Below are 19,077 nucleotides of genomic sequence, written 5' to 3'. Positions count from 1 at the left end.
AACTCGTAATGACTATGGCTTATTATACAAAACTTAGGTTTGTTCAAACATCCTCTTTAAGAAGGAACCTCACTCAGGGAAATGGAACCACCCGTGGCCATTTGGGCAATGACGCGTTGTAACTGCGCTAGCGATCGCTCGGCCTCGGTGTAGCGATCCTTCCAGTGTTGAACAGCGGTTTCCTGCTCCCGTGCCTGCTGTGCCTGATGGAGAATTTGCTCTTGGAGTTCGGCAATTTGGGCTTCTAGGTGTTGTAGGCGTTCCTGTTGTTGACTAGTGCGCGCCTCCAGCTCTTGGTTGTAGTGCTGGGTGGTCATATATTGCAGGCGCTGCTGCTGATAGTCCCGTTCCAATTCCTGTAACTTGGTTTGGGTTTTTAGCAGGGTTTTACTCAGTCCCTGAATAACACTGTTTTTGCTGGCCTCTGATCCTTGCGCCTGTTGCAGCGCAGTGATGATCCGTTCTTGGGTTTCAATTAAATGGTTGGCTTGGGTGAGGCGACGGTTGAGATCATCCAGTTGGGTTTGGCGATCGCTCAACTCTGAGCGGGCTTGTTCAAGACGAGTTTGCAGCAGCGCTTTTTCCTCTTGGACTTGGCGCAGTTGGGATTCAAGGAGTTGATATTCCTGTTCCCGTTGCCGCAGGAGGCGATGGCTATTCACCAATTTAGCCTCGAGGGCATCTTGAGCCTTGAGGAGCCGATCCACCTCCTGATGCAGGTGCTCAATTTCCGTTTGCGATTGCTGAAGAATCGTTTCCAAGGATTGGCGATGGTGGCTCATTTCGGCCAACTCGTGGGCACAGGTGGCTTGGGAGCGCAATTGTTCTTGGAGGGCAACGATCGCCTGTTGTTGAATCTGAGCGGTTTCCTCAGTGCGAGCAAGTAAGTCTTCCAAAAAGGCCTGATTGCGCAGTTGCTGCTTCAGCTCGTTAATATAGTGTTCGCATTGGTCAATAGCCTGCTCTAAATAACGGATGCGCTCTTGGCTACTATCACTCCCTGCAACAGGAGTAGCCGCTAGGGAACCTTCAGCCAGCGGTTCAGAAGGCATCGGATTCCATGGAAAACTGAGTTGCTGGGGCAGCTGTGCTTCCATTGCAGCAGGGGTGAGAATCGTGCCACTCTTCCCTAGTTTAACGGTACAGGGAATTGTCCCTAAACCCGGCTCAAGACAAAAAGGCTCCCCTCATTGCCGCGGGCAATTCGCAAATCCTCATCAAGGTAAGTGATATCGAGCCAGCCCTGTTGATCATTGCTGTTGAGGGGCACATCCAGAGCAATCAGGGGTTGACGGCTGTGGAGTTGGGGAATGAACTGGGAGGGAGAATAGTAATTGAGCCACTGACGCAACCCAACAATGGAGCGTTCAAAGTACACCTGTACCCGCTGTTGGGTCAAGGGTTCAAACCGCGCCAAGACACTGATAATCCCCTCTAGGAAGGGCAAGCCGTAGAGTTCAGCGATATTGTAGATGCGCTGCTGCTGCGGACGAATGCACTGATAAATTTGCCCCAGCTTGACAATTGGGGAGCGATCTAGAGCAAGCAGCGCCTGACTACTGGTGTAGATGAGTCGCCAATCCCCGGCCAGTTTTTCGAGGGCATTGAGGGGATCGGGGGTGGGATTCATGGTTTCAAGGGAAGCGGCAAGGGCGGCCACCTGTTTGCGATCGCGCGGTGTGGCTAGAATGCCTCGATTCAGGCCAGCGATCGCCATCAGTAATTCTGTCTTTGCCACAGTTCACCCCTCCTAGTACAAGCAACTTTTTTGCCCCTATGGGTTGCGTCAAGACCCCCCTAATTCGAGAATGGGAAAAATCCCCCTCCCATTCAGGTTAGCGAAATGCGGATCGCGCTATTTACCGAGACCTTTCTTCCCAAGATTGATGGCATTGTGACCCGTTTGTGTCAAACCGTCCGACATCTGCAACGGAATGGCCATCAGGTGTTGGTGGTGGCTCCCGAGGGCGGGCTAGACCATTATGAAGGTGCGCAGATCTATGGTGTCTCCGGTTTTCCCCTCCCATTGTATCCTGAACTCAAACTCGCCCTGCCACGACCCGCCATTGGTCAAGCCCTAGAGGCCTTTGCACCCGATCTGATCCATGTGGCGAACCCAGCGGTCTTGGGGGTAGCGGGTCTGTACTATGCGCAGAAATTCCACTTACCTTTGGTCGCTTCCTACCACACCCATTTGCCGCAATACCTGAAGTACTATGGCTTGGGGTTTCTTGAAGAGATGCTCTGGTCGCTGCTGCGGTTGGCCCATAACCGTGCTCAACTCAACTTGTGTACCTCAACGGCCATGGTGGCAGAACTGAAAGCGCACGGCATTCGCCATCTGGATCTCTGGCAGCGGGGGGTAGATGTGGAGTTGTTTCATCCGCAGCGCCAAAGTCAAGAAATGCGTTTCTTTCTCAGCCAAGGGCATCCAGAAGCGCCCCTATTGCTCTACGTTGGTCGCCTCTCCGCGGAAAAGGAAATTGAGCAGATTAAGCCCATTCTGGAGCAGATTCCTCAGGCGCGACTGGCACTCGTGGGCAATGGTCCGCATCGGGAGGCACTTGAAAAACACTTTGCCGGTACCCCCACCCATTTTGTCGGCTATCTGCGCGGTGAACGCTTGGCAGCAGCTTTTGCCTCGGCGGATGTCTTTGTCTTTCCCTCGCGCACGGAAACCCTTGGCTTGGTTCTTTTAGAAGCGATGGCCGCAGGCTGTCCTGTGGTGGCTGCCAACAGTGGGGGAATTCCGGATATTGTCACTGATGGGGTGAATGGGTTTTTGTTTGACCCAGCGGATTCTACAGGAGCGATTACGGCTTGTCAGCGCCTCTTTGACTCTCCGAGCGATCGCGAGACCCTACGCCAAAATGCCCGCCAAGAAGCTGAACGCTGGAGTTGGGCGGCGGCCACCCAGCAACTAGAGCAGTACTACCGATCAGTTTTGCCAGTCCCCCAGCGGGATGTGGCTCTTAGTCATTAACTGAATCCCTGATCCGCTTCCCTGAGTTGCGGCAGATCGAGGGTGGCTTGCTTCCCTTGGAGAACGACGTAAAAGCCACCGAGGCCAAGGGGGTCAATGAGTTGGTGCAGTGATTGATGGCGGTTCAGGGCTTGGAGGAGACTGCCATTCCTCTGCTGTTGCGCCAGTAGGCGATCGCCCAAACCCAAGGCCATGAGAAATAAACTCTGGCGGGTGACATAGAGGGTTTCAAGGCCAAAGTGCTCCCCATAGCGCGTCAAGGCGGTCACATCCACATGAGCCGTAATGTCTTGCTCGCCAACAAAACAGTAGGGATTGTCGTGGCAGCGGTGTTGATAGTAGCACTGCAAGGTACCCTCACAGCGGGCGGGATGATAGTATTGCTGAGCGGGATAACCATAGTCAATGGTGAGAACAAAGCCCCGCTCTAGGTGCTGACTCAGATCCTTGAGCCAGGGGATGAGGTTCAAATTAACCTCGGTACGGTAGCCGTCGCTGTAGCCCTGCTGCTGCGGATTAATGCCAACGGTGGCAAAGTATTTGTGAATGCGATCGTCGCTAAGGGGACGCAAGACTTCTTGCAACGCCCCTTGGGCATCGAGACTGACATAAATTTCCTGCCAACCGTCCCCCTGCCATTGCAGCCGATGCACGGGAAAAGCATCCACGAGTTCATTACTAAAGATGCAGCCGGTGATTGGTTCAGCAGGAGTGTCAGAGCCTCGCCAGCACAGGCGATCGCCCCAAGGAGCCAAGCGTTGCCGTTGGCGTTCCCGTAAAGTGGGGGACTGCTCTTGAATCTGGTACTCCAGGGCGGTAAAGAAATCGGGGTAGGTCGCTTGGCTATAGCCCAAGACCCCAGCCGCAAATTGGCCTTCACCCGCCCCCATCTCCAACAGGGTAAACCGCTGCGGTCGCTCCAAGGCGTGCCACATCTGCACAAAAGCCTCAGTGAGCAGTTCCGCAAAATCCCTCGTCAGACTACTGGACGTGATAAAGTCGCCGCGCCGACCAATCTGTATTTGGGGACGGTTGTAGTAGCCCCACTGCGGTGCATAGAGAGCCAAGGCCATAAACTCACAGAAGGAAATGGCGCCCGCTGCCCTGATGCGCTCCTGAAGGTCGGCCAATAGCTGAGTGCCCTTTGACATCAATCATCCACTCCGGCAATGGGGGCAAACCCTTGGCGCTGCACATTCTCGGTAATGACACGCGGTTCCAGAAATTGCAGCAGGTAATCGCGGCCACCCGCTTTGGAACCAATCCCTGAGAGCTTAAAGCCACCAAAGGGCTGCCGATCCACGATCGCCCCCGTAATCCCACGGTTGATGTACAGGTTCCCTACGGCAAATTGGGCTTTGGCCTGCTGAATATGGGACGGCGTCCGCGAATACAGCCCCCCCGTCAGGGCATAGGCCGTGGCATTGGCAATTTCAAGGGCTTGGCTGAAGGTTTCTGCCCGCAGTACCGCTAGCACCGGGCCAAAAATTTCCTCTTGGGCGATCGTGGCGGTGGGGGGGACGTTGGTAAAGATGGTAGGAGAGACAAAATACCCCACCTCCGGTACCGGTACACTCAAGGTCAGTTCCGCTTCCCGCTGTCCCTTGGCAATGTATTCCTGAATGCGATCGCGGGCGGCTGCGGTCACCACCGGTCCAACACGGGTACTGGGCAAATGGGCAGGCCCAATATTGAGGGACTTGGTGGCCTCCACTAAGCGCTGCACAAAGGGTTGATAGATGGACTCGAGGACAATCACCCGTGAACAGGCGGAGCATTTTTGGCCGCTGTAGCCAAAGGCTGATTGCACCACCCCCGCCACTGCCTGATCTAAGTCGGCACTTTCGTCAATGATAATGGCGTTTTTGCCCCCCATCTCGGCAATCACCCGTTTGATGTGGGTTTGTCCCCGCTGCAACACCGCTGCCTCAGCAATAATGCGGCAGCCCACCTCTTGGGAGCCAGTAAAGGCAATGAGATGCACATCGGGATGTTTGGTGAGGTAGGGGCCAATCACGGAGCCACGGCCGGGGAGAAACTGAAATACCCCGCGGGGAAAACCAGCGGCAATGAGAATTTCAGCCAGCTTCGCTGCAACCACAGCCGCCGGATCCGCGGGCTTGAGGATGGTACAGTTGCCTGTGACTAAGGCGGCCACGGTCATACCGGTGGGAATCGCTAGGGGAAAGTTCCAAGGGGAAATGACGACTGCAATGCCGCGACCTTGGTAGTGGTAATGGTTGGTTTCGCCGGGAAAGTTGCGGTCATAGCCGCTGCTGAGGCGCTCCATTTCATCAGCGTAGTAGCGGCAAAAATCAACAGCTTCGGAGACTTCAGCATCCCCTTCCGCCACCACCTTGCCCACTTCGTAGCACATCCAAGCCACCAGTTCATGGCGTTGTGCCTCGAGGAGATCCGCTGCCCGCCGGAGCAGGATGGCCCGTTCGGCTACGGGAGTCTGTTGCCACTGCGCTTGAGCAGCTTTGGCAGCCCGGATTGCATGCTCGGCATCCTCAATGGTGGCCAAGCCAACGCGACCGACAACTTCTTCGGGCTGTGAGGGGTTGAGGGACTCACTGTATTCGAGGGTATTGACGCGATCGCTATTGATGATGGGGGTATAGGTTTGCCCTAGTTGGCGATGGACATGAATTAAGGCCGCTTGAATCGCTTCCCGCTGGCTGGCGCGGGCATAGTCGCTATTGGCAGCATTGAGAAAGGTTGAGGTCTTGCCCGTGGTCAGATGAACGTTCACTGCCCTAAAGTCTGCCGTTGGTTCTGGCGGTGCCAAGAGTGCGTCAATATTTACCGCTCCCAATTGTTGGCGCAAAAAGGAACTATTGGCCGTATTTTCCAAGAGCCGCCGAATCAGGTAGGCCATCCCCGGAATCAGCTCACCGTAGGGACAATAGACCCGCACCGTCTGCCCCGCTTCCACAAGAGCCTTGGCAAGTTTATCGGCCATACCATAGAGAACTTGGCATTCCATGGCCGTGGGCGGAATGTGCTGATGTTGGGCGATCGCGATCGCCCGCGCTTGGGAACGAACATTATGACTCGCAACTGCTGTGCGCAAAAGCGTGTGGTGACTCAGGAGCAGTTCAATCACCCGCTCAAAGTTGGCATCGGTATCTTGCTTGTGTTGATAGACGGGCAATGGCCAGTCATTTTGTACCGCCTTAATGAGTTCTTGATCCCAGTAGGCGCCCTTGACCACCCGCACCGTGATTGGTGTCCCCCGCTGTTGCACCCAAGTAATCAGGTCTTGGGCATCTTGGTAGCTATCCCGCAAATAGGCTTGTAGTGTCAGCCCGACATCGGCGCGATCGCGAAACTCTGGCTCTAGCAAAATGTCCTTCAAGATTGCGAGGGTAATGTCTTTGTAGGCGTACTGCTCCATGTCAAAGTGCACCGCCACCCCCAATTCTTGGGCACGATGCAACAACCGCCGAATCGGTTCCCCTACCTTGGCACGGCAGCCAGACACATCTAGGGGATCAAACTGGGAGTAAAAGGCCGTCAGCTTCACGGAGACTTGGACTGGATTCACCCCTTCCCGCTGACCCAAGGGGCTGAGTTGCTGCATCAAGTCAAGGTAGCGATCGCAATACTGCTGTGCCTCTGCCTCCGTAATCACCGCCTCCCCAAGAATATCCATCGTCACCAACATGCCCTGCTTGCGTAGGCGGCCAATGGTTTTCAGCACCTGCTCGGTAGTTTCACCAGCAATGTACTTGTGGGCAAGGGCTTGAACGGCTGTTGTGAAGGTGGTTGCCGCTGCTTGGGCGGGCAGGGAATCCGGCTGAGCAAAGTTCAAGAGTTTTTTTAGGCCTTCCGGCAACTCCACACTGGGGTCACTGAGGTACTCCTGCAAGTGGCGTGCCACCTCGGCTTTACTGCGCAGACTCGGCAGGCAGTCAATGAGGCGAAAGAGTTGCACCCGTAGCCCCGGATGTTCCATCGCCCAGCTGAGGAGTTTATCTTCAATGCGCATTTGCTCCCGCAGTTGACTGAAAAAGTTGCGGGACTCTTGACTAGCCGCCCACAGTTGACGGGCGATCGCGATCGTTTGTGCTTCGTAAAGACCAGTCATGAAGAATCTTGGGTGAGGAGCAGTCTTCCCTATTTTCCCACGCCCTCTCAAGCAAACTAAAGTAAACAACTAAATTCTCAGCGCGGACGAATAAATCGGCGGTTGGCTCGCACCAAGCAAATGCGATCCTCGTCACCAATGGAGACCTTCAGCCAAGGCAAACCGCGACTATCGGTAATCGTGGCAAAGCCTGCGGGAGTGATATTGGCCGTTAGAACGGTTCCTGTGGGAAAGCGGTGCACCACCGGCCAGCGCATAATCGCCAGCTCCCAGCCTAGCGAGCAAATCTGCGTTGTGGAATAGCGAAAATCTAAAGAAGAAGTATGTACAGTGGTTGGGGACGTTTTTATCTGCCTGTCTGAGTGAAAACCAATCAAACCATCTGATGGCCTTAGCACCTCAACAACCCTCTCTCTACGCCAGTGTGCTTGTGGACTGTCCGGCGGCAAGCGAGGCTTACACTTACCAAGTTCCTGCGGGTTGGTGTCTTCAAGGGGGCGAGGTGGTGGAAGTACCCTTTGGCTCCCAAGTGGTGCGGGGGATTGTCCTCGAGGTACTGGAAACTGTACCGCCATCAGTTGAGCCACAACGCTTGCGATCGCTCCTTGACGTGGTTGACCAGCAGCTTTTTCCCAAGGACTATTGGGCGTTGTTAGAACAAATTGCCACCTACTACTGCACGCCTTTAATTCAAGTGGTACGCACTGCCCTACCGCCAGGGGTCTTGGGGCGATCGCAACGGCGGGTGCGCCTGCGGCCACAACAGGGGATTCCCCCCCTGTCAGAACAAGGGCAACATCTGCTGCGCTTTCTCCAGACCAAAGGGAGTGGGGACTACAGTGTGCGCTACCTCCAGCAACAGCTTCCCAAGGCTCAGCGTGCCCTCAAAGAACTCGAACGCCTTGGCTGGGTGGAAACCTACTTAGCGGCACCCGCCAGTCAACAGCCAAAACAGCAACAGGCGGTGGTACTCCTCAATAGTGAAGGGGAGACCTTAACCCAGCGGCAGCGCCAAATCCTCCGCTATTTGCAGCAACAGGGTCGCGATTGCTGGCTGCAAGAGGTACTCAAGGCTACTGGCACCACCGCCCAAACGCTCCATCGCCTTGCTGCCAAGGGATACATTGCCATTGTCGAGCAGCAGCATTGCCGCATTGAACAGGGGGTAACGGTGACATCGGATCGGCCAAAAGCCCTCACCCCTGCCCAAGCCACTGCCCTGCAAGCTATTTCCGAACACCTAGACTGTGCCCAAACCTTTCTCCTGCACGGGGTCACTGGGTCTGGCAAAACGGAAGTCTATCTGCAAGCAATTGCTGAGTGCCTAGGGCGAGGGCGATCGGCCCTACTGCTGGTACCGGAAATTGGCTTGACACCGCAATTAACGGATCGAGTGCGAGCACGCTTTGGTGAACGCTTGCTGGTGTATCACAGTGGTCTCAGTGAGGGGGAGCGCTACGATACTTGGCGACTGACGCTGATGCCGCAGCCACGGGTAATCATTGGCACGCGATCGGCGGTTCTGCTGCCTTTGGTGGGCTTGGGTTTGATCATTCTCGATGAAGAGCACGACAGTGGTTACAAACAGGATCAACCTCAGCCTTGTTACCATGCCCGTACCGTTGCCCAATGGCGATCGCGCCAGCAACGGTGTCCCCTGATTTTGGGCACTGCTACCCCTGCCCTCAGCACTTGGCAAGCCGCCCAAACAGGACAGATTCAGCTTCTTTCTTTACCCCAGCGCATTCATGCCACCCCCCTACCCCCCATCACCATCGTGGATATGCGCCAAGAATTACACCGGGGCAACCGTTCCATGCTCAGTTACCTTCTCCAGGAGGCCCTTGGCAACCTACAGAGCCGGCAGGCAATTCTCTTTGTGCCGCGGCGCGGTCACAGCACCTTTTTTTCCTGCCGCAGTTGTGGCACAGTGATGTACTGTCCCCATTGCAGCGTGTCTCTCACTGGGCACCTCTTTAACGATAAAATGGAAGTGCTGCGTTGTCATTATTGCAACTACACCCAAGCTGTGCCCGAACGCTGCCCTAATTGTGGCTCTCCCTATCTCAAGCCCTTTGGTGGCGGGACGCAGCGGGTGGTGAGTGAACTGAATCGCCTCTTTCCACAGCTGCGAGTACTGCGTTTTGACAGTGATACCACCCAACGCAAGGGCGCCCATCGCCAGTTATTGACTCAATTTGCCGCCGGCGCAGCCGATGTGATGGTGGGGACGCAAATGCTGACGAAGGGCATTGATCTACCCCAGGTGGCGCTGGTGGGCATTCTGGCAGCCGATAGCCTCCTGCACTTACCGGATTATCAGGCGGCAGAACGAACCTTTCAACTCCTCACCCAAGTGGCCGGACGATCGGGGCGGGGTGCCCACGCCGGTAAAGTTATTCTTCAAACCTATGTACCCGAACACCCCGTGATTACAGCGGTCAAAGCCTATGACTGGGACACCTTTGCCACACAGGAGCTAAGTAGCCGTGCCCCCTTGGGCTATCCCCCCTATGCCCAACTCATCCTTCTGCGCTTGAGTAGTCCCGATCCTGAGGACGTGGCCGCAACGGCTCAGGCGATCGCCCAACAGCTCCAAACGTTAGCCCCAGTTTCTCAGGGAGAATGGGAAGTGCTTGGCCCCGCCCCCGCGGCGATCGCCAAAATTGCTGGCCGCTACCGCTGGCAAATTTTACTCAAGGGCAAATCACCGCAAAGTTCTGAACTGAGCCAAGCCCTGATGCACCTCAAGGCGCAGTGTCCCCGCTCAACCCGCCTCAGTATTGATGTTGACCCCCTGAACTTTCTCTAGGGGGGCTTCAGTAAACCACCACAGTGCTGTGACCGGCACGACCCCCAAAACAAATCCCAAGGTTGCCGGAATCCAAAAACGTTGATCCAAGGATGTGAGCGTGATCATCGCCCCAAAGGCAAAATTCACCAGATACACCACCAAGGGAGTAATCAGTTGCCCACGGTTCACCACCATTGGCTTTGGCCACCAAGTGATCATCGCCAGCCCCATAAACACGGCTCCTGTGCCCGTCCATCCCAGAATGTTGCGGTAGGGCATACCAAAGAATTCACCGACATCCTGAAATTGCCAAAAAGGAATGGCAGTTTGACTCATGGCCGGATCAAGGACAAAATCCCAAGCGGTTAAAAAGATTGCTCCCAAGCCCACGGTGATCAGGGCTGCCCCCCAGCCCACGCCTTTGCCTTCCCGCAGCGGACGACTGATGAAGCCACTGTAGGCCAAAAGAAACGTAACTAGCCCCATATAAAACCAGGAGAGGGGAATCGTGAAGGGCACCAGCCCAGCAATTTTGTACCCCAAACCACTGAGGTAACCATAATGGCCAAAGGGAAAGCCGGTACTCGTCCCCAACAGTTCACTGGTAAGGGAAATGCCCACCGCTGGCAGTAAAAAGCCAAGCAGTTTGCCAAGGCCAAAGTTGCGATAGGTGTGAAGGGCGATCGCCAGTGCACCGAGGACAATATAAACGACACCCCCACTCCCCATGCTCCATTGAAAAAGCTGCTGACCCCAGGCGGGCAATGCCAGAATAAACTCGGGATGGGGTACGACGAGGAGCAACCCCGCTAAGCCAAAGGCCATCGCCACAATGTGGCCAACTAGGCACACCTGCTCCGCAACGAAAAGCGCGTTCTTGGGTTTCATAGGGGCAATCTCAAAGGGGCAATCGTTTACAAATGTTAATATGTTAATGTACCACTGTTCCCACTGTCGTCTATCCACCTCAAAAAGGCAGTTGGATTTCACCAAGGGCATCATAGATTGCCAACAATCCTGCCCCCAAGCCAGCACTCAGCGTTAGCCCCCAACTCCAAACCGCCCCTTCAGAAAATTGCGGATGACGCTGAAGCACTTGCCCATAGCCCCGTAAGCGCATTGCCAGATAGATCTGCTGTGCCCGTTCCTCGGCGCGAATGAGAAAGATACCAATCACCTGTGCCCACGGGCGAAGGCGGCGCCAACTCAAGCGAAATCCCCGCAGAAAGAGTGCCTGCTGCATTTGTGTCAACTGACTCTCTAGCTCAAAGAGATAGCGATAGGTCAAAGCCAACGTATCCACCAACAAGGGCGGTAGCCCCCACCAGCGACAGACCTGCACCCATTCACTAAACGTCAAGCTTTCTAGCAACACCCCGCCAAGGGCAAGACACAAGACCAAGCGCCATGTGAGGAGCAGTGCGATCGGCCACGCCGTAACCGCCAACAGTAACCACAGTCCCAGAAAAAAGAGCCCCATCTGCTGCAGACGTTTGCCCAAGCGCTGCCAAGGGACATGGCTCAGGAGATAGAGGAGCGCCACAAGCAAGGTCGCGATCGCCAGACTTTCCCACCGCCGCAAGCTACTAATGCAAAAAATCCACAGGAGAATCGCCATCACCCGTGCCGGTGGCGACCAGCAGTGAAAGCTCAAGGGTTATGCCCTAGTTAATGTGTTGACTCCGCAAAAAGCGATCAATATCGTTATTGGCACCAATCACCACCATAATGTCCCCTTTATTGAGCTTCTGGTTGGGACTGGGATTGATCTCAAACTTATCATCAAAGCGCAGGGCAATTAAATTGAGGCCATAGCGACTGCGCAGTTCCACCTCGGCAACTGTGCGATTGTGAAATGCCTCAGGCACTTTGACTTCGACAATACTTTTTTCGGGGTCAAGGTCGAACCAATCGAGAATCGCTGGGCGGGTGAGCGATCGCGCCAGTTCACAACCCGCCTCATACTCTGGAAAGATCACCCGATCTGCCCCCACTCGCTCTAGGAGTTTTTTATGAATCTCTGAGGAAGCCTTGGCAATGACATTGGGCACGCCTGCCTCCTTTAGGTTCAATGTGGTGATAATACTGGCGTCGAGATGGTTGCCAATGGCCACAATTACCGTTTCAAACTCAAAGAGACCCGCCTCCTTCAGGGCTTGGGGATCCGTGGAATCCAGTTGAATCGCATGATCCACAATGTGATCCTGAAGCACTTGATTCACCAATCGCTCTTGGTTATCACTGCCGAGCACCTCATAGCCCATGCCGTGCAGGGTCTCGCACACCCCCCGGCCAAACCGCCCTAGGCCAATCACTGCATACTGCTGCGAGATCTTGACCCCCCGCCCGCGAAAGAGCATTGCTCCAAAATCCACCATTCCTGAGTTTCCTATTGGCTTTGCGATGCCGATGACGACCCTTTTCTAACATATGGGATACATAGGGGGGATGCAATCTAGCAATTAAATTTTTGGCCGTATTCGATCGCTGTGAAAAGGGCTGTAATTGATCATGCCCTTAAGGAGTGGACGCTGAGCCGCCTGAATGGGTCAGTTCTTGGAGTCGCTGACGAATGTGTGCAGCACTGGCACGGGGAGAAAAGCGCGGTACGGGAAGCACTTGCGTTCCAATCACTAGGTAGAGAACAGGAATCTCGTATTGATAGGCTTGCCACCAATCATCGCGGCTGGTGATGTCGCGTACCTCAAGGGTAAATTCCTTCAGAGTGGCCAGCTTCTCTTGTAGTCCTTCACAGAGGTGACAGCCGGGCTTGCTATAGAGAATCAGATGGGTCACGGTTGCGGTGCAGAAACGAGGGGGGTATCGCCAATATGACGGTGATCCCGCAGGCCAAAAATGGCTTCTGCATGGCGGTAGTGCTTAATCTCAATCAGGTTGTGGAAGGGGTCTGCGAGAAAGAACGTTTGGTGCTCTAGGGGGGTATTGGCAAAGCGGGTACGCGGTGGCTGGTAAAAGTCAAGTCCCTTCTTGATCACGCGATCGCAGAGGTTTTGCCAATCGGCCTGGGCCAAGAAAATCAAGCCAAAGTGGCGCGGATAAATGCTCTTGGGTGGGGTTAAGGGTTCATCCGTGACGTGAGCCACCAGTTGATGGCCATAGAGCTTCATGATCAGGCAGTGGGGATTTTCGCGCCCCGGTTCACAGCCCAACCCATCAATGTAGTAGGCCTTGGTGTCCGCCAAATTACTGACAGGAAAGGCAAGGTGAAATAAAACGGGAGCGATCGCCAACTGAGCCATAGATTTCTCTCGAACTGAAAATGGCTAAATTAGCCGCTATTTTAGCAGGAGAACCGGCTCTCGGTCTGCTTCCCAAGTCGAGTCAAGTATCAATCCCCAGTATTGTTGTTTATCGGCAACGGAATGGATAACAGGGGTAATAGGGATAATAAACGGGTGAATAGGGGGGCGGGTAAATTACGGGGCGAGGTGGATAGGGCACTGGCACAATAATGTACGTTTGAGATTGCCCCGGCGGACGGTAAATGACAGGATTGTAGGGACTGTACTGCGGTGTCCGCGGCCGCCCAAAGGACTCTAGCCCTGGGAAGAAGACATCAACTCCCGGCTGATTAGGAAAGAGGGGATAGGCGGCACGACTGGGGGGAGCGATCGCCACCAGCGTAGCTAAGCTACTGATGGCCAACGGCAGGAAGCGTAACATAGAAGCCTCCAAGGAGAGAGTGATCCTCTGATTCCGACGCTGCGGTGCCTAGGGAAGTTCCCGTAGAACACGACTCAAAATATCCACCATTTGATCAATGTGCGATCGCTCCACAATCAGCGGTGGTGAGAGGGCAATAATATCCCCCGTGACACGAATCAGTAGTCCCGCCTCAAAGGCACGACAGAGGGCATCATAGCCCCGTGCCCCTCCTTGCCCCTCCCGTGGCGCCAATTCAATCCCTGCCACCAAGCCCAAGTTGCGAATATCAATGACATGGGGCAGACCCCGTAGGCTGTGGATGGCCTCCTGCCAATAGGGCGCAAGGGAAGCCGCCCGCTCAAATAGGGCTTCTTTCTCGTAGATCTCTAGGGTTGCCAAGGCGGCCGCACAGGCAAGGGGATGTCCCGAATAGGTGTAGCCATGGAAAAACTCAATTTGCCCCGCAGGGCCTTGCATGAAGGTGTCGTAAATCTCATCGCGGACAATCACCGCTCCCATGGGTACAGCGGCATTGGTTAGACCCTTGGCAACCGTGATGAGGTCTGGAGTCACACCAAAGTACTGACTGGCAAAGGGGGCACCGAGACGGCCAAAACCCGTGATCACTTCATCAAAGATCAGCAAAATGCCGTGGCGATCGCAAATGGCACGCAGGCGTTCCAAGTACCCCTGGGGCGGAATCAATACCCCCGTCGAACCCGCAAGGGGTTCAACAATTACCGCTGCGATCGTCGATGCATCATGCAGCGCCACTAAGCGTTCTAGCTCGTCGGCTAAATGTGCTCCCCAAGTGGGTTGTCCCTTGCTGAAGGCATTGTGCTCAAGGTTGTGGGTGTGGGGCAGATGATCCACCCCTGCCAAGAGAGAACCAAAGAACTTGCGATTGGCAGCAATTCCCCCCACTGAAATTCCACCAAAGCCGACCCCGTGATAGCCCCGCTCGCGACCAATGAGCCGTTGCCGTGTCCCCTCTCCCCGCAGCCGATGGTAGGCAAGGGCAATTTTCAAGGCTGTATCCACGGCCTCAGAGCCAGAGTTGGCAAAAAAGACATGGTTGAGGGGGTCAGGGGTCATCGTGCGCAGGCGATCGGCCACCTGAAATGGCCCCGGATGTCCCATCTGAAATGTGGGGGCAAAATCCAGTGTTGCTGCCTGTTGGGCGATCGCCCTCACAATTTCTGGACGGCAGTGGCCGGCATTGACACACCACAACCCGGCGGTGCCATCGAGAATCTCACGGCCATCAATGCTCCTGTAGTACATCCCTGCTGCCGAAACAAGGAGCCGAGGACTTTGCTTAAACTGGCGATTGGCCGTAAAGGGCATCCAAAAGGGGTCGAGATTCAGATCTGCAAGGGTGGGCAGCGTCATCGGACTAAAACTGGTTACTATTGTCAGTGGTGGGCATGAGGCCAATAATATCGCGGTAAGCCGCCACAATGACACAACTACTCCAAGGAATAGTCACCAGCATCCCCACACAGCAGAGGCAAAAGCCCAAGATATTGAAGAAAATGATTGACACGCTGAGAAAAAAGAAGCTCCACCAATCGCGGGAAACTAAGCGGCGGCTGGTTTCTAGTGCCGGCCACACATCAAACCGGTGTTCCACCACCAAAGGCACAGCAAACATATAGGCTACCCCAAAGTAAACCCCCGGCAGCAGCAGGATGGCACCCACCAAGATGAAAACGGGGGTCAGGGCATTCGGCACAGAGGGAAGCTGCTCCAGTAACGCTAGCAGTTGTTCTAAGTCGGCATCGGGTTCCGTTGCTTCAGCCGCCGCCTGCTCTAATATGCTTTGCAAGAAGGGCAACCCCGCAATCACAAATAGAATGCTGGCACTGATCACAAACACATTCGTAATCAAACCGATGATCAAGTTCGTCAAGAAGATGGGCAGAAAGTAGTTGTTTTTGAACGCATTAAAAAAGTCGCTAAATTCGGTTCTTTGGTTGCGGGCAATGCGAAAGCTGAAAAAGTAGTAGCCTGCGGCGAAGAGGCCTGCCAAAATCGTGCTAACAATTGGGCCGGCCCCCGGAATATTGTTGAGCACACCATTGATAATGGTTGCCAGAATGAGAAAACCAATGTAGGCAGCGGGTTGAGTGCTGAAAATTTGCCAGCCCTCATTGAGGTATTGACCAATCCGTACTTGATAGGGGCGGTTGGCGATCGCTTGGGGAGTATGTTCCGACTCACTGTACATAATGGCGGTTCCAAGGTTTTGCCTCTAGCCTAGCGATCGCTTGGGGCTGCGCCAATTGTCAATGTGTCACTTCTTCACCTTTCTAAAACATCGGATATAAGTCTTTCCTGTAATCATTTTCAAAATGTTGAGTGTGTTCAATCCATGGGACAAGACTTGTATTTAAGACTCAATCATGAACTTTTGTACAGGATCGTAACTAGGTTTGGCTATAAAGCCTACAATAGAAGTGTAGGGAAAGCGACTGAGTCCCCTACAACTCTAAACAGCTCCTCACATTTTCTTATTACTTTTTTGCAGTTAATACCTTTAGTATTCACTGTTCAAGACTCAAAGCCTCACGTTTGCAAAAGCGGGGGAAGGAATCTAAGGAACTGTTACAAGTGATTTCATCAATGACTTGAAGGCGGGGGAATTATGTTCAGCATGCAGTTTTGGCGGCAGTCTCTTGTCGCCACGATCGCCTTGAGTTTGTTAGCCGTGTTTTCTTGGACACCTTTGGCTCACAGCCAAACCCATAGCACGCTACAGGTGGGAGCGACGGTCATTAAAACCTGTCAAGTCAGCCGCCCTGCCCAACCGTCAAGCCTGCGCAATGGCAACTACAGTTTGCAGACTGATTGTCTCCAAGCAACGCAAACAACTCCTGTGGGACAAGTGGTACCGTTACCAGTTGAATGGGGACTGGTGGAGGATGCTAACCCCACACTGATGCGGCTAGTCACCTATTAAGCAGCGGGGGACGAAATTTTACCCGCATGGTTGAGGGGCCAATAGCAGGCGATCGCCCGACCAATGACATTCTCAAGGGGCAAAAATCCCCAGATATGGGAGTCATTGCTGTGGTTGCGGTTATCTCCCATAACAAAGAGCATATTCTCTGGCACTGTCACTGGGGAGAGCGTATAAAAGGGTGGCTCAGCAATGTAGGGTTCTTCAAGGGGGCGATCGTTGACCCAAACTTGACCATCATGCACGGCAACCGTATCCCCGGCGGTGGCAATCACTCGTTTAATGAGGGCTTGATCGGCGCGATAACCAAGGGTCTGCAAGAGGGGTGGGGTATAGAAGACAACAATATCCCCCGGTTGAGGCGATCGCTGGCGATAGGTGATCTTTTCCACCACAATGCGATCGCCCGGCCAAAGCGTTGGCTCCATAGATTCTGAGGGAATAAAGCGCGACTCCGCCACAAAAATACGAATCAGTAGCGTGATCAGCACAGCCACCCCAATCAACAGGGCATTATTGCGTAGCGATCGCCAGCGGGAAGGGGAATTCGTTGCCGAAGCAGACATATAAGGGCAGATTTAGAGAAACCACCCTTTTTATGGTACCGGTTTCAGTAGACCGACTGATTACAAAGAGTGTGAATGGATAGCTCTGATTCGCCACTCCCCCCTCTCACAGAAGCCACATTGTGGCAAATTCTCAATGATGAATTGGATGATGCTACGGTCAATCAGCTCCTGTGGCACTGCTTGGGCTATCGCTATGACGCCCACAGTCAAACTTGGCAGAGCGATCGCGTGCCTCCAGAATGGCGACAAGACTATCCCCAACCCCCCGACTTCATTGGCAGCCGCCCCGCCATCGTCAAGCTTACCCGCTCTATTCCCCCTGCCCACAAGCAACTTCTCAAGGAACAGTTGGGCTTTGCTGGCTATGAAATCAAGGAACTCAACCCCCGCCGTACGCGCCGTGCCACTGCGGTCAATTGGCTCCTCAGCTACATGGCCACTCAAGCCGAGGCTGCGGTGAAATAACCTGCGGCCACCTCGATCGCCACTTGGCGGATGGCGCGATAGACTGCGGCCAGTTCTTCATCACTAATGCAGTAGGGGGGCAGGATATAGAGCGTATTGCCCAAAGGTCGCAGCAGCACACCCAACTCAATAAAGCGGCGGCGCAGTTGGGGCACAAGGTCACTAAAGTAGGAGGCCGCCGTCGCCAATTCCATGGCCGCGATCGTGCCACAGGTGCGAAATTGCTTGAGATTGCTGACATCGGCAAGATACTGCTGGTAACACTGCCAATGGCGCGCCTCTAGACCTTGGTAGGCTTCAGGTTTGGCAAGCAGCAATTGAAATGAAGCCACACTCACCGCACAGGCCAAGGGATTGCCGGTATAGGAATGGCTGTGGAAAAAGGCGCGCGCCGGATCATCGGCATAAAAGGCTTGGTAAATGTCCTCAGTGGCCAATGTGACGGCAATGGGCAAGCAGCCTCCCGATAACCCCTTAGAGAGACAAAGGAGATCGGGTTGTGTCCCCGCTTTCTCACAGGCAAAGAGGGCACCTGTGCGGCCAAACCCCGTCATCACCTCGTCATAGACGACTAACACCCCATAGGCCTTGGCGATCGCAGAAAGGGCTTGTAAAAACTGGGGACGACACATGCGCATTCCCCCTGCCCCCTGTACGAGTGGCTCAATGAAGAGAGCGGCATAGGCATCGGGGTCTGCCTTCAGGGTATCCTCCAGTTGAGCGATCGCCTGTGCTTCCTTGGTCTCGACCTCTGGATCCCCTGCATAGGTTGCTGGGTAGGGCAGGATTGTTAAGGGGGGGAGCAGCGGTTGAAAGGGTTGCCACCACGGGGAACTTTGGCCGACAGTCATTGCCCCAAGGGTATCGCCATGGTACCCGCCGGCAAAGCCAATGAAGCGCGATCGCTGGGGTTGATCTCGCCGCTGCCAATACTGGTAGGCCATCTTCAGCGCCACTTCCACGGCGGTTGAGCCATTGTCGGAAAAAAAGACCCGTTGTAACCCCGCTGGCGTGTGGGCACACAGCAGTTGGGCAAGCTGCTCCGCTGGCTCATGGGTAAAGCCGGCAAAAATGACGTGCTCAAGGGTTTGTGCCTGCTCATAGAGCGCTTTAGCCAGCACAGGATGGCTATGGCCATGGAGCGTCACCCACCAACTGGAAATGGCATCAATAATCTGACGGCCATCGCTCAGTTCAAGGCGAGCACCCTGGGCACGCACCACCTTCAGGGGCGGAGCCGCCGTTTTCATTTGCGTAAAGGGCTGCCAAATGGGGGAGTCAGTCATAGTTGCGATGGGCATCTAAGCGAGCAGCAAGGGTCGTAAAAATATCCTCGGGAATGGGACAGCGGAGCGATCGCGCCAAGCGTTTTTTTTGTTTGGCCACCTTGAGACACTCGGCAGTGGGACACAGATAGGCCGATCGCCCCATCCCCCGATCCAACTGCACCTTTTGATCGGGCCAGCAGCGCACGATTCGCCAAAAGTCCGAGCGATCGGCCAAGCGGCCACAGGACACACAGCGGCGTTGGGGGACAGCCATCAT

Annotated in this window: 20 protein-coding genes; 4 read left to right on the top strand and 16 right to left on the bottom strand. The window is 54.6% G+C overall.

The window, feature by feature from the left end:
• Positions 1 to 56: 56 nt before the first annotated feature.
• Both M0646_RS03705 and M0646_RS03700 read right to left on the bottom strand, forming a co-directional pair.
• The gene (locus M0646_RS03705; protein WP_286626635.1) at positions 57 to 1,097 is read right to left on the bottom strand and encodes a hypothetical protein; all 1,041 of its coding nucleotides are present in this window, start codon (positions 1,095 to 1,097) and stop codon (positions 57 to 59) included.
• Between the two features lie 59 nt (positions 1,098 to 1,156).
• Positions 1,157 to 1,738: a PAP/fibrillin family protein gene (locus M0646_RS03700; protein WP_286649886.1), complete on the bottom strand. Its 582-nt coding sequence runs from the start codon at positions 1,736 to 1,738 to the stop codon at positions 1,157 to 1,159.
• 105 nt (positions 1,739 to 1,843) lie between these two features.
• Between M0646_RS03700 and M0646_RS03695 the strand changes: the two genes are divergently transcribed.
• Positions 1,844 to 2,983 carry a glycosyltransferase family 1 protein gene (locus M0646_RS03695; RefSeq protein ID WP_149818275.1) on the top strand — a complete coding sequence of 380 codons (1,140 nt, stop codon included), beginning with the start codon at positions 1,844 to 1,846 and terminating at the stop codon, positions 2,981 to 2,983.
• On the opposite strand, the gene M0646_RS03690 is transcribed toward M0646_RS03695, so the two are convergent.
• The 3 genes from M0646_RS03690 to M0646_RS03680 form a co-directional block, all read right to left on the bottom strand.
• Complete coding sequence (locus tag M0646_RS03690) at positions 2,980 to 4,134, bottom strand: class I SAM-dependent methyltransferase (RefSeq protein WP_286649885.1); 1,155 nt, start codon at positions 4,132 to 4,134, stop codon at positions 2,980 to 2,982. The two genes, M0646_RS03695 and M0646_RS03690, sit on opposite strands and share 4 nt — an antisense overlap.
• Positions 4,134 to 7,076, bottom strand: coding sequence for an L-glutamate gamma-semialdehyde dehydrogenase (gene pruA / locus M0646_RS03685; protein ID WP_286626629.1), 2,943 nt, complete (start codon positions 7,074 to 7,076; stop codon positions 4,134 to 4,136). Before pruA ends, M0646_RS03690 begins: the two co-directional genes overlap by 1 nt.
• A 77-nt stretch (positions 7,077 to 7,153) precedes the next feature.
• Entirely contained in the window at positions 7,154 to 7,333 is a 180-nt protein-coding gene (locus M0646_RS03680; protein ID WP_286626627.1) for a hypothetical protein, read from the bottom strand.
• Between the two features lie 128 nt (positions 7,334 to 7,461).
• Between M0646_RS03680 and priA the strand changes: the two genes are divergently transcribed.
• Complete coding sequence (priA, locus tag M0646_RS03675) at positions 7,462 to 9,888, top strand: primosomal protein N' (protein WP_286626626.1); 2,427 nt, start codon at positions 7,462 to 7,464, stop codon at positions 9,886 to 9,888.
• Here priA and cruF read toward each other — a convergent pair.
• From cruF to M0646_RS03635, 8 genes are all read right to left on the bottom strand, one after another.
• Positions 9,844 to 10,758 (bottom strand): gamma-carotene 1'-hydroxylase CruF, encoded by a 915-nt coding sequence (gene cruF, locus M0646_RS03670; RefSeq protein WP_286626625.1) that lies wholly within the window; start codon positions 10,756 to 10,758, stop codon positions 9,844 to 9,846. The two genes, priA and cruF, sit on opposite strands and share 45 nt — an antisense overlap.
• Before the next feature lie 79 nt (positions 10,759 to 10,837).
• The gene (locus M0646_RS03665) at positions 10,838 to 11,524 is read right to left on the bottom strand and encodes an energy-coupling factor transporter transmembrane protein EcfT (protein WP_286626624.1); all 687 of its coding nucleotides are present in this window, start codon (positions 11,522 to 11,524) and stop codon (positions 10,838 to 10,840) included.
• 10 nt (positions 11,525 to 11,534) lie between these two features.
• The gene (locus M0646_RS03660) at positions 11,535 to 12,248 is read right to left on the bottom strand and encodes a TrkA family potassium uptake protein (RefSeq protein WP_149818262.1); all 714 of its coding nucleotides are present in this window, start codon (positions 12,246 to 12,248) and stop codon (positions 11,535 to 11,537) included.
• A gap of 139 nt (positions 12,249 to 12,387) precedes the next feature.
• A complete protein-coding gene (locus tag M0646_RS03655; protein ID WP_286626622.1) occupies positions 12,388 to 12,666 on the bottom strand; it encodes a glutaredoxin family protein in 279 nt (92 codons plus the stop codon).
• Entirely contained in the window at positions 12,663 to 13,130 is a 468-nt protein-coding gene (locus M0646_RS03650; protein ID WP_286626621.1) for a VOC family protein, read from the bottom strand. Before M0646_RS03650 ends, M0646_RS03655 begins: the two co-directional genes overlap by 4 nt.
• Positions 13,131 to 13,239: 109 nt before the next feature.
• Positions 13,240 to 13,554 carry a hypothetical protein gene (locus M0646_RS03645; RefSeq protein WP_149818256.1) on the bottom strand — a complete coding sequence of 105 codons (315 nt, stop codon included), beginning with the start codon at positions 13,552 to 13,554 and terminating at the stop codon, positions 13,240 to 13,242.
• A gap of 48 nt (positions 13,555 to 13,602) precedes the next feature.
• Positions 13,603 to 14,928: an aspartate aminotransferase family protein gene (locus tag M0646_RS03640; RefSeq protein WP_286626619.1), complete on the bottom strand. Its 1,326-nt coding sequence runs from the start codon at positions 14,926 to 14,928 to the stop codon at positions 13,603 to 13,605.
• A gap of 4 nt (positions 14,929 to 14,932) precedes the next feature.
• Positions 14,933 to 15,766 (bottom strand): DUF975 family protein, encoded by an 834-nt coding sequence (locus tag M0646_RS03635; protein ID WP_286626618.1) that lies wholly within the window; start codon positions 15,764 to 15,766, stop codon positions 14,933 to 14,935.
• 417 nt (positions 15,767 to 16,183) lie between these two features.
• Here M0646_RS03635 and M0646_RS03630 point away from each other — a divergent pair, with 417 nt between their 5' ends.
• Positions 16,184 to 16,498 carry a hypothetical protein gene (locus tag M0646_RS03630; protein WP_286626617.1) on the top strand — a complete coding sequence of 105 codons (315 nt, stop codon included), beginning with the start codon at positions 16,184 to 16,186 and terminating at the stop codon, positions 16,496 to 16,498.
• Here the strand turns inward: M0646_RS03630 and lepB are convergent.
• Positions 16,495 to 17,064 carry a signal peptidase I gene (lepB, locus tag M0646_RS03625; RefSeq protein ID WP_286626616.1) on the bottom strand — a complete coding sequence of 190 codons (570 nt, stop codon included), beginning with the start codon at positions 17,062 to 17,064 and terminating at the stop codon, positions 16,495 to 16,497. The two genes, M0646_RS03630 and lepB, sit on opposite strands and share 4 nt — an antisense overlap.
• A 75-nt stretch (positions 17,065 to 17,139) precedes the next feature.
• Here lepB and M0646_RS03620 point away from each other — a divergent pair, with 75 nt between their 5' ends.
• Entirely contained in the window at positions 17,140 to 17,532 is a 393-nt protein-coding gene (locus M0646_RS03620) for a DUF1823 family protein (protein ID WP_149818246.1), read from the top strand.
• Here M0646_RS03620 and bioA read toward each other — a convergent pair.
• Positions 17,508 to 18,818: an adenosylmethionine--8-amino-7-oxononanoate transaminase gene (gene bioA, locus M0646_RS03615; protein ID WP_286649884.1), complete on the bottom strand. Its 1,311-nt coding sequence runs from the start codon at positions 18,816 to 18,818 to the stop codon at positions 17,508 to 17,510. The genes M0646_RS03620 and bioA overlap by 25 nt on opposite strands.
• Entirely contained in the window at positions 18,811 to 19,077 is a 267-nt protein-coding gene (locus M0646_RS03610) for a YlxR family protein (protein ID WP_286626612.1), read from the bottom strand. The genes bioA and M0646_RS03610 overlap by 8 nt, the downstream gene beginning before the upstream one ends.

This window comes from Thermosynechococcus sp. B3, from assembly GCF_030323045.1.
In the GTDB taxonomy this organism is placed as follows: Bacteria; Cyanobacteriota; Cyanobacteriia; order Thermosynechococcales; family Thermosynechococcaceae; genus Thermosynechococcus.
The sequence above is the reverse complement of the archived record's forward strand: the minus strand, read 5'-3'. Positions and strand labels throughout refer to the sequence as shown.